General features: G+C 68.4%; 11 protein-coding genes and 2 pseudogenes. 8 read left to right on the plus strand and 5 right to left on the minus strand.

Features of this window, described 5'->3' with window-relative positions; genetic code table 11:
* Position 1 precedes the first annotated feature (1 nt).
* Both IBJ82_RS02585 and nrdR read left to right on the plus strand, forming a co-directional pair.
* Positions 2-1,228 carry a hypothetical protein gene (locus IBJ82_RS02585; RefSeq protein WP_194824323.1) on the plus strand — a complete coding sequence of 409 codons (1,227 nt, stop codon included), beginning with the start codon at positions 2-4 and terminating at the stop codon, positions 1,226-1,228.
* A gap of 58 nt (positions 1,229-1,286) precedes the next feature.
* Positions 1,287-1,760, plus strand: a complete 474-nt coding sequence (gene nrdR, locus IBJ82_RS02590) for a transcriptional regulator NrdR (protein WP_101466624.1) — start codon at positions 1,287-1,289, stop codon at positions 1,758-1,760.
* Positions 1,761-1,783: 23 nt separating this feature from the next.
* On the opposite strand, the gene hrpA is transcribed toward nrdR, so the two are convergent.
* On the minus strand, positions 1,784-5,899 hold the full coding sequence (gene hrpA, locus IBJ82_RS02595; protein ID WP_194824324.1) for an ATP-dependent RNA helicase HrpA: 4,116 nt from the start codon (positions 5,897-5,899) through the stop codon (positions 1,784-1,786).
* A gap of 266 nt (positions 5,900-6,165) precedes the next feature.
* Here hrpA and IBJ82_RS02600 point away from each other — a divergent pair, with 266 nt between their 5' ends.
* Together IBJ82_RS02600 and IBJ82_RS02605 are read left to right on the plus strand one after the other, a co-directional pair.
* Entirely contained in the window at positions 6,166-6,807 is a 642-nt protein-coding gene (locus IBJ82_RS02600) for a Pr6Pr family membrane protein (protein WP_056811356.1), read from the plus strand.
* A 54-nt stretch (positions 6,808-6,861) separates the two neighbouring features.
* Positions 6,862-8,085, plus strand: coding sequence for an aspartate aminotransferase family protein (locus IBJ82_RS02605; RefSeq protein WP_194824325.1), 1,224 nt, complete (start codon positions 6,862-6,864; stop codon positions 8,083-8,085).
* Between the two features lie 348 nt (positions 8,086-8,433).
* On the opposite strand, the pseudogene IBJ82_RS35260 reads toward IBJ82_RS02605, so the two are convergent.
* A pseudogene (locus IBJ82_RS35260) lies at positions 8,434-8,733 on the minus strand (GNAT family N-acetyltransferase); the annotation flags it as partial.
* Between the two features lie 149 nt (positions 8,734-8,882).
* Here IBJ82_RS35260 and IBJ82_RS02615 point away from each other — a divergent pair.
* Complete coding sequence (locus tag IBJ82_RS02615) at positions 8,883-9,491, plus strand: DUF5134 domain-containing protein (protein ID WP_194824326.1); 609 nt, start codon at positions 8,883-8,885, stop codon at positions 9,489-9,491.
* Positions 9,492-9,549: 58 nt separating this feature from the next.
* A complete protein-coding gene (locus tag IBJ82_RS02620; protein WP_194824327.1) occupies positions 9,550-10,896 on the plus strand; it encodes a hypothetical protein in 1,347 nt (448 codons plus the stop codon).
* A 3-nt stretch (positions 10,897-10,899) separates the two neighbouring features.
* Here the strand turns inward: IBJ82_RS02620 and IBJ82_RS02625 are convergent, their stop codons facing one another.
* The 3 genes from IBJ82_RS02625 to IBJ82_RS02635 form a co-directional block, all read right to left on the minus strand.
* On the minus strand, positions 10,900-11,601 hold the full coding sequence (locus IBJ82_RS02625; RefSeq protein WP_194824328.1) for a PhzF family phenazine biosynthesis protein: 702 nt from the start codon (positions 11,599-11,601) through the stop codon (positions 10,900-10,902).
* 148 nt (positions 11,602-11,749) lie between these two features.
* On the minus strand, positions 11,750-12,289 hold the full coding sequence (locus IBJ82_RS02630; RefSeq protein WP_056811333.1) for a carboxymuconolactone decarboxylase family protein: 540 nt from the start codon (positions 12,287-12,289) through the stop codon (positions 11,750-11,752).
* A 41-nt stretch (positions 12,290-12,330) separates the two neighbouring features.
* A complete protein-coding gene (locus tag IBJ82_RS02635) occupies positions 12,331-12,918 on the minus strand; it encodes a peroxiredoxin (RefSeq protein WP_194824329.1) in 588 nt (195 codons plus the stop codon).
* Between the two features lie 81 nt (positions 12,919-12,999).
* Here IBJ82_RS02635 and IBJ82_RS02640 point away from each other — a divergent pair, with 81 nt between their 5' ends.
* Both IBJ82_RS02640 and IBJ82_RS34450 read left to right on the plus strand, forming a co-directional pair.
* A complete protein-coding gene (locus IBJ82_RS02640; RefSeq protein ID WP_194824330.1) occupies positions 13,000-13,908 on the plus strand; it encodes a hydrogen peroxide-inducible genes activator in 909 nt (302 codons plus the stop codon).
* 8 nt (positions 13,909-13,916) lie between these two features.
* Positions 13,917-14,101 (plus strand): annotated as a pseudogene (locus tag IBJ82_RS34450) (hydrogenase expression/formation protein HypE); the annotation flags it as partial.
* Positions 14,102-14,351 lie beyond the last annotated feature (250 nt).

Genomic DNA, 14,351 nt, shown 5'->3' on the forward strand with positions numbered 1-14,351 from the left:
GGTGCGCCGCTGCTCGGTCGCTCTACTGCTCACTGTGGTGCTCGGCGCGTTGCTGGCACCCGCCGCGCACGCGGTTCCCATCTACACCACATACCTCGATCTGCCCGCTCTCAACGGTGACGGCGAATACGGTGGCGGGCTGCACCCCGCGCTCCCGTCGGCGCAGCCACCTCTGCGGGAAGCGCTGACGCAGGCGCGGGCCGACGGCATCGACCCGACGCGGTACGCGACCTTGCTGCACCAGTATTGGCTCGTCGTAGCCACCGACAACGCCGCGATCGACCTCGAGGCCTGGGCGCCCGAGCGTGGTGTCGCGGCCAATTCCGCCACCTTCAGCCAGGTGTATGTCAACTACTTCCGCATCGCCGCCGCCCGCTCCGATCTCTACTGGGCGGGCATGGCCGGCATCGCGGGCGCGTCCTTCGCCGCGGGCTTCTTCGACGTCGGCGACGTCGCCGACGTCGTCTCCGTCGGCGGGATCCACGACCTCGGTAACGCTGTGGCCGGTCTGCTCCGTGCCACTCCGCCGGAACTGCTCACCGGGGTACCGGCCGACATCACCGACCTGGCCGTCCTCGGTCCGCGGCTGACCTTCGCCGACCTCGCCTGGTATCAGACCCGACTGACGATCATGCAGAAACACATCTTCATCGACCTGGTCCCGATGCACGAGGCCTACCTGGCCGACGGGATGGCGGGTATCGACGAGATGTTCGCGGCCGGTCTGCTCGACGACGGCATGCGGGTGGCCTGGACCGGGATCGATGGCGGCACCGAAGCGGGTCGCGCCGACGCGCTGGTCGCCATGGCCGACCGGGAACAGAACCAGATCGTCGCCGACCAGTGGGATGTGACCGCGCGTGGCCGCGACGGTATGGGGCGGGTACTCACCTATGTCACCACCGTCGCGGGCAAGCCCGCCGTCCCCGGCACCCGTGCTCCCGGCGTGTACGCCCCGGTCACGGTGTGGTCGCCGATCGCCGCGGGGCGGCCGCTGGGTCTGCGGACGCCGCTGCCCGCGTTCAACTGGGCCGACCGCGAGACCCGCTGGGACTACATCGCCGCCGACCTGCTGCCACGCCACCTCGCCCTCGCGACCGACGCGGCAGCCGCGGCGACGGTGTATCGCGAGCCGTTCGCGGTCAAGCTCGACCGGGGCCGGATGCTGGCCCGGTTACCTGACATCATCGCGGACCTGACCACGCAGTGGCAGGTTGTGCCATCCTGACCGGTATCCTGTCAAGAGCCATGGAATAGAAAATGCGCATCGACGAAGGAACCCTCGGATGCATTGCCCGTATTGCCGACACCCCGACTCGCGCGTCGTCGACTCGCGGGAAGCCGAGGAGGGTACCGCGATCCGTCGCCGTCGATCCTGCCCGAGCTGTGGGCGCCGATTCACCACGGTCGAGACGGCGATCCTGTCGGTGGTCAAGCGCAGTGGCGTCACCGAGCCGTTCAGCCGCGAGAAGGTGATCGTCGGTGTGCGTCGCGCCTGCCAGGGTCGCGAAGTCGATGACGACGCCCTGAACCTGCTCGCCCAGCAGGTCGAAGACGCGGTGCGCGCCAAGGGCTCTCCCGAGGTGCCGAGCCACGAGGTGGGTCTGGCCATCCTCGGCCCGCTGCGCGACCTCGACGAAGTGGCGTATCTACGCTTCGCCTCGGTGTACCGATCCTTCACCAGCGCGGCCGATTTCGAACGTGAGATCACCGAGATGCGCGCGGCCCGCGCGGCCGCCGCCGTCGCCGCGACCGACTGATCCGCGCAACGCCCACACCGGTTTCAGCGACGGATCGTGCTGATCGCCTTCTCGATGCGCTTCGCCGATACCGGGTACGGCGTGCCCAACTTCTGAGCGAAGAGACTCACCCGCAGTTCCTCGATCATCCACCAGATCTCGGTGACCTCACGGGCATTCTTGCGCCCGGGCGCCAGCGCGCGGACGAGCTTGTCGTAGGCGACAAGCATCCGGTCCACCTCGACCATGGCCTGACGGTCGCGCACCGCCGAGCCCGGCAGCGATTCCAGGCGCTGGGCCGCGGCCAGGAGGTAGCGCGGGAGCTCACGCAGCCGCACCCGTCCCCATTCGGCGACGAAACCGGGGAAGAGCAGGTCGTCGAGTTGCTGGCGCACATCATCGGCGATATCGGTTTCGAGGGTGTCGGCCAGGGCCGCTCGCGCCTGCTGGGCAGCCGCCAGGACCGGCACGACGGTGCGGATCAGGGCGACGACCGCCGTGGACAGTTGCGGGCGGACGGCCGCCACCAGCTTGTCGAACTCCGCGGGCGTGCGAACCGGGCCGCCCGCCTTGGCGATGAGTTCGTCGGCGGCGGCGGTCCGGCAGTCCTCGACCAGTTTGTCCAGCGACCCGTCGGGGTTCTGGCTCAGCGCCAGCCGATCGCGGGCGGGCAGTCCGGCGGTGACCGCGCGCGTCGAGGTCGGGATCGCGGCGAGCAGCAGGGTGCGCACACCCGCACGCATCGCGGCCGCCTGCTCGCCGGGCGAGCTCAGGACACGCACCGCGACGCCCTCGCCCTCGGGGACGAGGGCCGGGTACCCGGTCACGGTCTGGCCTGCCACCTCGCGGCTCACGGTCGGCGCGACCGAACCGAGCGATTCCGATGTCCACACCGTGGCGGGCGCACGCTCGGCACCGGCGGTCGCACGGGCGACCGACGCCGAAACCTGATCGGCCAGTTGTGCTTTGAGCTGTTGCAGACTCTTGTTCTTGGCCAGCACCTTGCCGCTCTGATCGACCGCGGCGAAGGTCATCCGCAGGTGATCCGGCAGCGCGGTGGGGGAGAGGTCGTCGGTGGTGATGGTGACCGAACCCAGCCGCGACAGTTCTCGTGAGAGCCCGGTGCGCAGCGGTTCGGCGCGCGGGGTCAGCGCGCGCAAGGCCGCCGACGCGAAGTCGGGCGCGGGAACGACCGCGCGCCGCAACGTCTTCGGGAGAGTCTTGATGAACGCGGCGGCCAGTTCTTCGCGCATGCCGGGGACCAACCAGTCGAAGCCGACCGCCCGCACGTGCGCGAGCTGTTCCACCGGGATCCGCGCGGTGACGCCGTCGTCGTCGCGCCCCGGCTCGAACTGATAGGTCAGCGGGAAGCTGAGCTCACCCTGGCGCCAGGCGTCGGGGAAGTCGGTAGGGTCGAGCGTGGCGATACCGGCATTGACCACGGTGTCGGTCGAGAAGTCCAGCAGCGCGGGATCTTCGCGCTCGGTCTTGCGCCACCAGCTGTCGAAATGGCGCACCGACACGATGTCGGCGGGCACGCGCTTGTCGTAGAACTCGAACAGCACTTCGTCGTCGACGAGGATGTCGCGTCGCCGGGCCCGATGCTCGAGGTCGGCGACATCGTCGATCAGGGCCCGATTGCGGGCGAAGAACCCGTGCCGCGTCTGCCATTCGCCCTGCACCAGGGCATGGCGCAGGAACAGTTCGCGCGAGAGTTCCGGGTCGACGCGCCCGAAATCCACCGGCCGCCCGGTCACCAACGGCACGCCGTACAGCGTCGCCCGCTCGTAGGCGCGCGCCGAACCACGCTTGGACGACCAATGTGGTTCGGAGTAAGTACGTTTCACCAGATCGCCGGCGAGCCGTTCGGCCCACTCCGGCTCCACCTTCGCCGCGATCCGCCCCCACAGCCGCGAGGTCTCCACCAATTCGGCCGCCATCACCCAGCGCGGCGCCTTCTTGGCCAGCGACGACCCGGGGAAGATCATGAACTTCGCATTGCGCGCCCCGAGGAACTCCCGCGACTCCGCCTCGCGCACACCGATATGCGAGAGCATGCCCGCCAGCAGCGACTGGTGGATCTGCGTACTCGGCCATGGCATCGCGTCATCGTCGGACGAATCCGCCGACCTGGCAATGGCTTTCGTAGGTGTGCGCTGTCCACGTGGGGCTCCGTCGCCGCCGCGCCGAGACCGTCCGCCCGACTGGCGCGAGCCGCCGGCCGTGGCGCCCGCGCGGTCGGAGGTGGCCTTCGAACCGGAGTCTCGGCCTGCGCCCGCGTCGTTCCAACCCATCCCGCGGGCGATCGTGCGCAACTGGCCGTGCAGGTCCTGCCACTCCCTGATGCGCAGGTAGTGCAGGAACTCGTCGCGGCACATCCGGCGGAACTGGTTGGACGACAGCGATTTCCGCTGCTCGGTGAGGTAATCCCACAGCCGCAGGTAGGCCAGGAAATCCGAGCCGTCGACGACGAAGCGCGCATGCTGGGTGTCGGCCGCCTGCTGATGCTCGGCGGGACGTTCGCGCACATCCTGAATCGACAGCGCCGCGACAATGATCAGTACCTCGTCGAGGCACCCGTTGCGCTGCGCTTCGACGAGCATCCGCGCCATCCGCGGATCCACCGGCAACTGGGCCATCTCCCGCCCGATCGGCGTGAGGGTGAGATGTCCGCCCGAATCAGCTTCGCCGTCAACAGATTTCGTGCTCCCGTGCGCCAACGCGCCCAGTTCTTCGAGCAGCGCGATGCCGTCGCGAATGGCGCGCCGATCGGGGGCCTCCACGAACGGGAAGCTCTCGATATCGCCGAGCCCCAGCGCCGTCATCTGCAGGATGACCGCCGCGAGGTTGGTGCGCAGGATCTCCGGCTCGGTGAACGCGGGCCTGGCCTCGAAATCGTCCTCGGAATACAGCCGGATACAGATACCGTCCGCCACGCGACCACAACGACCCGATCGCTGCCGCGCCGAGGCCTGCGAGACCTCTTCGATCGGCAGCCGCTGCACCTTGGTGCGCATCGAATAGCGTGAGATACGGGCCGTACCGGGGTCGATGACGTAGCGGATGCCCGGCACCGTCAGCGAGGTCTCGGCGACATTGGTGGCCAGCACCACCCGACGCCCGGTATGGGGGGCGAAGACTTTGTGCTGTTCGGCGGCCGAGAGCCGCGCGTACAGCGGCACGATCTCGGTGCGCGGGAGTTTCAGGTCGCGCAGGGCGTCGGCGGTGTCGCGGATCTCGCGTTCGCCCGACAGGAACACCAGCACGTCACCGTCGCCCTCGGCGAACAGTTCGACGACCCCGTCGGCGATGGCGTCGGTGGGGTCGCGGTCGACGACGCGGGTGTCCTCGTCATCGTCGGTGCCGGGGAGTTCCAGCGACAGTGGCCGGTACCGCAACTCCACCGGATACGACCGACCCGACACTTCGACGATCGGCGCGGGAGTGCCCTGCGCATCGGCGAAATGGCGGGCGAACAGTTCGGGATCGATGGTCGCCGAGGTGATGATCACCTTGAGATCGGGCCGCTGCGGCAGCAACTGCTTCAGGTAGCCGAGCAGGAAGTCGATATTGAGGCTGCGTTCGTGGGCCTCGTCGATGATGATCGTGTCGTAGCGGCGCAGCATCCGGTCGCGCTGGATCTCGGCGAGCAGGATGCCGTCGGTCATGAGTTTGACCAGCGTGCGATCCGAAGCCTGATCGGTGAACCGGACCGTGTAGCCGACCACGTCGCCCAGTTCGGTGCCCAGTTCCTCGGCGATGCGTTCGGCCACGGTGCGCGCGGCGAGCCTGCGCGGCTGGGTGTGCCCGATGGTGCCGCGGATCCCGCGACCGAGTTCGAGGCAGATCTTGGGGATCTGGGTGGTTTTACCGGAACCGGTCTCACCGGCCACGATCACGACCTGATGGGCGGCGATCGCCGCGGCGATGTCGTCGCGGCGCGCGGAAACGGGGAGTTGTTCGGGGTAGGTGATCTGCGGAAGCGCCGCGCGGCGATTGGCCACGCGGTTTTCGGCGGTGGCGACCTCGGCCTCGATGGCGGGCAGGTCGTCGGGGCGCGCACGGTCGAGCTTGCGCCGGAGCCGATGTTCGTCGCGCAGCGAGACCTCCGCCAGGCGGGTGCGCAGCGCGCGGGTTCCGGTGCTAGCTGTCCTGGTCATTGCGCCTACCAGCCTAGCGAAGCCCGCCACCGGTTTTCCCCCGCGTTGCCCGCTCGCACCCTCGCGGAGACCAACGACACACCGTTACGTCCGCCCGTCGCGGTCCGCGCGTCCCTCTGATCACGCGCGACGCGACGGGCGTGCGAGCTCGAGCTCCCGGTCAGCGAGGTTGCGTCATGCGAAGATCCCGGCACGAGCGGTCGATGGGCGCAGGAGACGGTTTTCGTGACCTCGCCGACCGCCACAGCATTCGGAGAGGGCGTGGCATGAGTGCATCGGTGCGGACTGCGTGGTGGATCAGGGCCTACCGGATCGCCTTCGGGCTGCTCGGGATCCTGGCCCTGGTGTGGATTCCGCTGCGGAACATGGACTCGGCGAGCTTCTCGCTCACGAACTACCTGAGCTACTTCACCATCGAGTCCAACATCTTGACCGTGATCGTGCTTCTCGTCGGGGGCACCCTCGCCCCGCAGAGCCCGCGCTGGCAGACGTTTCGCGGCGCGGTCACCCTGTACATGCTCATCACGATGGTCGTCTACGCGGTCCTGCTGGCCGATGTCGACGTGATGCTCACCGACAAGTGGATCAACGATGTCCTGCACCGCATCGTGCCGCTGGTCCTGCTGCTGGACTGGTTGTTCGTCGCGATGGCCGCGCGCCTGCGCCCCAGCCCCGAACTGATCGGCCTGTGGCTGATCTTCCCGGTGGCCTACGGCGTCTACAGCCTGATCCGTGGTCCGATCGTGGACTGGTACCCCTACCCGTTCATCGACCCACGCACCCAGGGATATGTGTCGCTGACGATCGGGCTCGCGGTGTTGCTGGTGGTGTTCGTCGTGCTCGCGGTTGCCATGGCGTCGCTGGGAGACCTGCCCGCTCGGTGGCGTGAACGCAAGTCCGAAGTCTGACCCACCGGCGGGCCCGGTGCGCACGTCCGCGCCGGGTGGGGTAAATGTGGACCCATGAATGCGCTCTGGCATGGATTCGCCGATATGGGTGCCGTCAATCGTGACGGTGCGTTCGTTGTCGCCCGCGGCGAGGGCGCTTACGTCTTCGACACCGCGGGAAAGCGCTACCTCGATGCCACCGCCGGTCTGTGGTTCGCGAATGTGGGGCACGGTCGCGGGGAGATCGCCGACGCCGTCGCCGATCAGTTGCGCACCATCGCGCACTACTCCAACTTCGGCGACCTCACCGAAGCCCCCACCCAGGAACTCGCCGAGAAACTCTCGTCGATCGCGCCCGTTCCCGGCAGCAAGATCTTCTTCACCTCCGGCGGCTCCGATTCGGTGGAGACCGCGGCCAAGCTGGCCCGCCGCTACTGGCACGAACAGGGCCGCGCCGACAAGAAGATCCTTGTCGGTCGCCGTTTGGCCTACCACGGCATGCATTACGCGAGCACCGCGCTCGGCGGTCTGACGCCGAACAAGGAGGGCTACGGCGTGCTGGTCGCCGATACCCGCACGGTCGAATGGGACGACGCGAAGTCGCTGCTCGCCCTGATCGAAGAGGTCGGCGCGGAGCAGATCGCCGCGTTCTTCTGTGAACCGATCATCGGTGCCGGAGGGGTGTACCTGCCGCCCGAGGGCTACCTGGCCGAGGTCCGCCAGATCTGCCGCGACCACGACATCCTGTTCGTCGCCGACGAGGTCGTCACAGGGTTCGGCCGCATCGGTGGCTCCTGGTTCGCCTCCACCCGCTTCGACCTGCAGCCCGATCTGATGACCACCGCCAAGGGCCTCACCTCCGGCTACCTCCCGATGGGCGCGGTCTTCATCGCTCCCCACGTGGCCGAGCCCTTCTATGCCGGTGGCACCTGGTTCCGTCACGGCTACACCTACGGCGGCCACGCCGGTGCGGCCGCCGCGGCCCTGGCCAACCTCGCCATCGTCGAACGCGAAGGTCTGCTCGAGGAGGCCGCCCGCCTCGAATCCACCCTGCACACCGCGTTGGCGCCCTTGGCCGATCACCCCCGCGTCGCCGAAGTCCGCAGCGGTCTCGGCGCCGTGGCCGCGGTCCAACTAGCCGACCCCTCCGAAGGCCCCGCCCTGGTGAAAACGCTGCGCGAACACGGCATCTCGGGCCGCGCCGCCGGAGCGGGCGCGATGCAGATCTCGCCCTCGTTCGTCATGACCGACGCGCAGGTCGCCGAGCTCGCTGACGGATTCGCCCGCGCCCTGGGCTGATCCGTACACCGGTTCGGCGATACCCCTACTGGCGGTGAGTTGTGCTGCGCGGCGGTAGCTTTCGCGGGCCGGTCGCCGATCAGTTCGAGCAGGTGGGCGCGGACTGCGTGGCGTAGGGGCGGTTTCGGGCAGGTAGTCGCCGGTCGGAATCAGGAAGGGTCGAGCGACAGGGTGAAGAATCGGCTCAGCGGGTCGGCGGAGTAGCTGCCGAACGGACCGCACTCGGTGAACCCGTGGCGCAGATAGAGGCGCCGCGCCGGGGCGAAGAAGTCTTCGGCGCCGGTTTCCCAGGCTCAGCCTGCGGTACCCGCGTTCTCGGGCTACCGCGACCAGGTGGGCGAGCACGGCGGCGGCCACACCTCGGCCGGTGTGTCCGTCGGCGGTGCGCATGGACTTGATCTCGGCGTGCCCGGCATCGAGGTCCTTCATGGCGCCGCACCCGACGAGGTCGTCGCCGGACCACGCGCTCCACACGGTGACCGCGGGATCGCGCAGGGCGGTGAGGTCGAGGGCGTGCATGCTGCACGCGGGGGTGGTGTCGGCCATTTCCCTGTGGTGAGCGGCCAGCAGGGCACGGACTTCGGCGCCGGAGAGATCGTCGGCCACCACCCGGAGTCGGTCGACCGCGGCAGTCGGGTTATCGGTCATCAGTCCAGTTTGCGGGTCGGGGGAGCCGCCGGGCCATCCGGGTCGGCCACCGGTGCGTGCTCGGCGAACGGGGGGACGTCCTCGGCCGTGGGTCCTGCCCGTGGAAACAACCCCGGGACCGTGACCTGGGTGCGAGCATGGTGGAGCGGGTGTCGACTCGAAAGTGGTGGGGTGTGGCCGATTTCGTGGAGCAGTATGCGTTCGTGCGGTGGCCGGTGGTCGCCGCGTTCGTGCTGGCGTCGCTGATCGTGGTGACCCGGTTGACCAGGCGAACACCGCTGGCTCACCGTGTCGATACCGCATCCGACAGCGCGCACCTGCTCATGTGCCTGGTGATGCTGACCATGCTGGTGTTCCCCGCCGCCAGCGATCCGCACGCGATGCGCGGGCTGCTCACCGCGCTCACCGTCGCGTTCGCGATCCTGCTCGCCGAACGCGTCATGGGCTGGCGCACCGGATCGCCACCCGACGGCGTGTTGGCACTCGGATATCACACGGTCGCCGCGGCGGCGATGCTCTACGCGATGGCCGGGCACGGGGCGGTGCACGGCACCGGTGGGGCGAGCTGGCCCGCGGTGGTGCTGGCGGTGCTGTTCGGCCTCGACGCACTGCTCGCGCTCGGTACCGTCGGTCACCGGTCACGCTGGCACCGCTTCGTCCATCCCGCCGGTTCCCACCCGTTGACCTCGGCGCTGGTGCCCCATGTGGTGATGGATATCGGGACCGCGTTCATGCTGATCGCCGCGATCGGCCGGTGAATACCGATCCACAAGCGCTCGCGCTGCGAATTGCCTTAGTGTGGGCAGGAATTCGACGATGAGCGGGCAGCGCGGTCCCCAACCGCCGTCGGGGGTCCGCGGTGGCGGTACGCGCGTCCCCGCGATCGTCCCCGGCGCCGACGATCGCGAGGAGATGCGCGCGCTCTACCGCGCCACCGGCCCCGCCGCGTTCGGATTGGCACTTCGGGTGCTGCACCGTCGCGGTGCGGCCGAAGATGTTGTCCGTGAGGGATACCGGCGTGCGCGAGCGGCGCAATGGATCGTCGACGAGGACGACATCGACCGGGAGTCCGATTCCCGGTCCGCCGAATCCGCCGACGAGGCGATGGTCGGCCCGTCGCAGCCCGGCCCTGACCTCGGCACGCCATGGGGCCGTTCGGCATTCGTCGCAACCGAACAGCGATCCGATCTGGGCCCCGACGTCTCGGGTTCGATGGACGTCGCCTTCGGCCGCGGTGTCGTCTATACCCATGACGGTTCCCGCCTGCCCGATGAAGGCATCGACCGCGCAGACTCCGACTATCCGGATGCTCGCCACGGCGGCGCCGATGACGGAGGCGGGCCCCGTCATCCCGACGCGGACCACCCAGAAGCTGTCTCTCCAGGCCCTGGTCGGTCCGGTCACGGCACCACCGATGGGGACCGGCTCGACGCAGCCCACTGGGATTTCGGTCACCTCGGCGCGTATTGGCCCGATGCCCGACAGTTCGGCATCGACACAGAACGTCCGGGCCCCGACGCGGCCACTGCCCAGATCGCCCACGACAGTCCGGCGTTCACCCCTGACCAGTCCTGGCTACTTGCCCAGATCCATCGCCTCGCGGTCCAGCGGCTGCGACTGGATCGTCGCGGCGGCGACGACATGCCGTGGCTCGCGGCCGCGGCCAGACTCGGCTTCGACGATCCACTCGACAGCCACTGCGAAATCTTCGTTCTCGCCTACTACGGCGGCCGCACCTACCGTGCCATCGGCCGCGAACTCGGCCTGCGCGTGCCGATGGTCACGAGACTGCTGGCGGAGAGCATCGAACGGCTCGCCGAGCAGCGGATCGACCGGTGGACGGCCAGGCAGTCGTGGTGTCCGCCCGGCTCGGTCCTGTCACTGGCCGATGCCTATGCGCTCGACGCGGTCGCCGAACTCGAGCACCACCACATCGAGAACAAGCTCACCGCCACCACCGCGAACAGTCTGTCGCAGTTCGCCACCCGCGTGCGTGGCGTGCACGAAGTGCTCGCGCTGCTGGCCGCCGACGACCAGCACACCCCGCCGCGCAATCTCGAAACCCGCATCCTCGCCGACCTGGGCACCGCACCGCAACGGCGCGGCCACTGGACGGCCAGACCGCCCTGGCTGCGTCGCTTCGGCGGTCAACCGGAGGGCTAGGCGTCAGAGCACCACCACGTGATCTTCGGCGACGCGCCCGCCCAGGCGCACCCAGCCGTCGGAGTCCCATTCGGTGTAGAGCTGTGAGCCCTGCCCCTGCGTGATGATCAGCCCGCGACGCAACTGTCCGGTGAGCGCGACCGCCGCCGCTCCGGTCGCCTCGTCCTCGGCGATGCCCATCGCTGGGGCGAACATCCTGGCCCGCAGCGCGCCACGCGACTCGTCGGTCCAAGCCCAGAAGAAGTACTGGCCGACGGTGAAGTCGCCGGGCGACAACGCCGCCAGCTCCTCGGTCGAATCCAGTTGCCGGAAAACGAATTTCGGTGCCCACTCGGCGCGCGCGGTGATCCAGGTCAGGCCGTCGGCCCGGCTGACGGCCACCGGGCCCGCGGGCACCCGCAAGGTGTGCACCGGCGTGCGCTGGACATCGAGCCACCACGCGGTGCCGACGGTGGGATGCCCGGCGAAGGGCAACTCGACGGCGGGTGTGTAGATGCGGACGTCGGCGACGCCGTCGACAGGATCGGAGACCACCGTGGTCTCGCTGAACCCCAGCCGCGCCGCCAGCTCCTGCTTGTCGAGGGCGACGACATCGCCCGCGCGGGCGATGCCGAGCGCATTGCCGAGCCTTCCGGCCGGATCGGTGAACACTCGGACGACCTCGACCTGGATGTCCGGGGAATCGGGCACATCATGTGCGTTCATGATCGCGAGCCTACCGGCCCGCTCGGCGGCGCCGATCGACCCGCGAGCCCCCGGTCGTGTCCGCTCCACACAGCAGCGGCCCCGCCCGGAAAACCGGATCGGGGCCGCTCGACGCCTCAACGAGCAGGCGTGAAACCGACGTCTCGAATCAGACGGCGGCCGAGGCCAGCGCCTCGGTGGACGCCACCGCCTGGCCGACGCCGGCGACGATCGCCGCCGCCCGCAGCGACTCGAAGATCACCTCGCGCGACACACCCGCCTCGCGCAACGTCTTCTCGTGCGCCTCGAGGCAATGCGCGCAGCCGTTGATCGAGGAGACCGCGAACGACCACAGCTCGAAATCGGCCTTGTCGACGCCGGGGTTGCCGATGATGTTCATCCGCAGACCCGCGCGCAGGTCGTCGTAACGACCGTCCAGGAATGCCTTACCCCGGTAGAACACGTTGTTCATGCCCATGATCGACGCGGCGCCGAGCGCGGCCTCGTAGGCCTCGGCCGAGAGCACGTCGGCGGCCTCTTCGGCGACCTCACGCAGGGTGGTGGCCGAGCGCGTGGCGGCGGCCGAAGCCAGCAGGGTGCCCCACAGCTGCTGCTCGTTGAGCACCGTGGTGCGGGCCAGCGAGGACAGATTGAGCTTGAGGTCCTTGGCGTACTCGGGAAGAGAGTTCTTCAGGTTCTCGATGCTCATGACAGTGGGGCTCCTTCAGGGTGGTTCGGTGGGGAAGTGGTTCAGACGCTGGCGGTGAGCAACTCGCCCGCGTCGATGGTCGGGTCGCCCTTCTTCCAGTTGCAGGCGCACAGCTCGTCGGACTGCAGGGCGTCGAGCACGCGCAGCACCTCGTCGACATTGCGACCGACCGAACCGGCGGTCACCGAGACGAACTGCACCTCGTTGTTCGGGTCGACGATGAAGGTGGCGCGGTCGGCGACGCCGTCGGCGTTGAGAACACCGGCGGCGGTGGCCAGTTCACGCTTGAGGTCGGACAGGATCGGGAAGGGCAGGGTCTTGAGATCCTCGTGCTGGGCGCGCCACTGGAAGTGCACGAACTCGTTGTCCACCGAGGCGCCGAGGACCTGCGCGTCACGATCGGCGAACTCCTCGTTCAGCTTGCCGAACGCGGCGATCTCGGTGGGGCACACGAAGGTGAAGTCCTTGGGCCAGAAGAACACGATGCGCCACTTGCCCGCGTGGTCGTCGCTGGTGATCTGGGTGAAGTAGTCGTCGGGCTGCTGTGCGTCGACCTTGGAGAGATCGCCTCCGATGACGGCCTTGAGGTTGTATGCCGGGAATTGGTCGCCGATGGTCAGCAGAGCCATGCTTCGTCTCCTCATTGGTGGTGTGGTTGATGGTCAGCCTACTGAAAGGTAAAGCCGATTGCTGGTCGTACACTGATAGGTGTGAGTGATCAGACTTATCAGCCAACCCTGTCGCAGCTGCGTGCGTTCGTGGCCGTCGCCGAATACCGGCATTTCGGCACCGCCGCAGCGCGTTTGACTGTGAGTCAACCCACGTTATCGCAGGCACTGGCATCACTGGAAAACGGACTCGGGCTCCAGTTGATCGAGCGCAGCACCCGTCGCGTACTGGTCACCGCCGCGGGGATGCGGCTGCTGCCGGAGGCCATGGCCACCCTGGAAGCCGCCGACCGATTCGTCGCGTCGGCGACCGGTGACACCCTCGGCGGCACGCTGCGCGTGGGCATCATTCCAACCGTCGCCCCCTACGTGCTGCCCGAACTGTTGCCCGAGTTACGCCGCAAACTGCCCGGGGTGCTGCCCCAGGTGGTCGAGGACCAGACCGCGCGGCTACTGGAGGGGTTGCGCACCGGCGTGCTGGACGTGGCAGTGCTCGCGTTGCCCAGCGAAGCGAACGGCTTGGTCGAGATCCCGCTCTACAGTGAGGAATTCGTGCTGGTCACGCCGCGCGGCCACGAGCTCGCCGGCCGCACCGACCTGGCCGCCCCCGCCCTCGCCGACCTACCGCTGTTGCTGCTCGACGAGGGTCATTGCCTGCGTGATCAGACCCTTGACCTGTGCCGCTCGGCCGATGTGCAACCCGGGACGGTCGGCGATACCCGCGCCGCCTCGCTGACCACGGTCGTGCAGTGCGTGGCGGGCGGGCTCGGCGTGACGCTCATCCCGGAGATGGCCGTGGCCGCCGAGACCGCGCGCGCGAGTCTGGACACCGCGCGCTTCGCGGCTCCCGCTCCTGGCCGCACGATCGGGCTCACCTATCGAGGGTCATCCGCGCGGGCCTCGGATTACGAATACCTCGCCGCGATCATCCGAGCCAAACGCCCTTTCTGATCTCCTGTGTTCCGAACTGTCGGGACAGGCTCGAATTCGGGGTCGCGGTGCTCAGCGACACCGCGCCGCTAATGGGTCGGTCGCGGCCACGCTCGCCACCGGAGCCGATGCGCATGTGCTGCGCGATCCCACCCGCGGTGGTGTGGCCGCGACGCTCGATGAGATCGCCGGGGTCGCGAAAGTCGTTGTGTCGCATCCCGGCACGATCCCCGCGACGGGGTGTGTGTTCACAAGCGGGAACTGTATGACGAATTCGAGCTCGAGGGACCGTAAAGGGTAGCTGGAGCTTCGAGAAAATGTTAGCGGATCTCTATGTGTGGATAACAGCGGTGTGACAGCGGGCCAGTGAATTACACATTGTTGCAATAAACTCTCGCAGGGTGGACGTTCCCTTGTATTGGTGCGAGAGAGAATTTCGCAACGTAGATTAAAGGCTCATAATA

The organism is Nocardia sp. XZ_19_231 (assembly GCF_015355705.1).
Classification (GTDB): domain Bacteria; phylum Actinomycetota; class Actinomycetes; order Mycobacteriales; family Mycobacteriaceae; genus Nocardia; species Nocardia salmonicida.

Excerpts from the sequence above, each read along its gene's own strand:
- nrdR (WP_101466624.1), top strand. The coding sequence starts at position 1,287 with ATGCATTGCCCGTATTGCCGACACCCCGACTCGCGCGTCGTCGACTCG.
- hrpA (WP_194824324.1), bottom strand. The coding sequence starts at position 5,899 with ATGACCAGGACAGCTAGCACCGGAACCCGCGCGCTGCGCACCCGCCTG.
- IBJ82_RS02600 (WP_056811356.1), top strand. The coding sequence starts at position 6,166 with ATGAGTGCATCGGTGCGGACTGCGTGGTGGATCAGGGCCTACCGGATC.
- IBJ82_RS02605 (WP_194824325.1), top strand. The coding sequence starts at position 6,862 with ATGAATGCGCTCTGGCATGGATTCGCCGATATGGGTGCCGTCAATCGT.
- IBJ82_RS02620 (WP_194824327.1), top strand. The coding sequence starts at position 9,550 with ATGAGCGGGCAGCGCGGTCCCCAACCGCCGTCGGGGGTCCGCGGTGGC.
- IBJ82_RS02625 (WP_194824328.1), bottom strand. The coding sequence starts at position 11,601 with ATGAACGCACATGATGTGCCCGATTCCCCGGACATCCAGGTCGAGGTC.
- IBJ82_RS02630 (WP_056811333.1), bottom strand. The coding sequence starts at position 12,289 with ATGAGCATCGAGAACCTGAAGAACTCTCTTCCCGAGTACGCCAAGGAC.
- IBJ82_RS02635 (WP_194824329.1), bottom strand. The coding sequence starts at position 12,918 with ATGGCTCTGCTGACCATCGGCGACCAATTCCCGGCATACAACCTCAAG.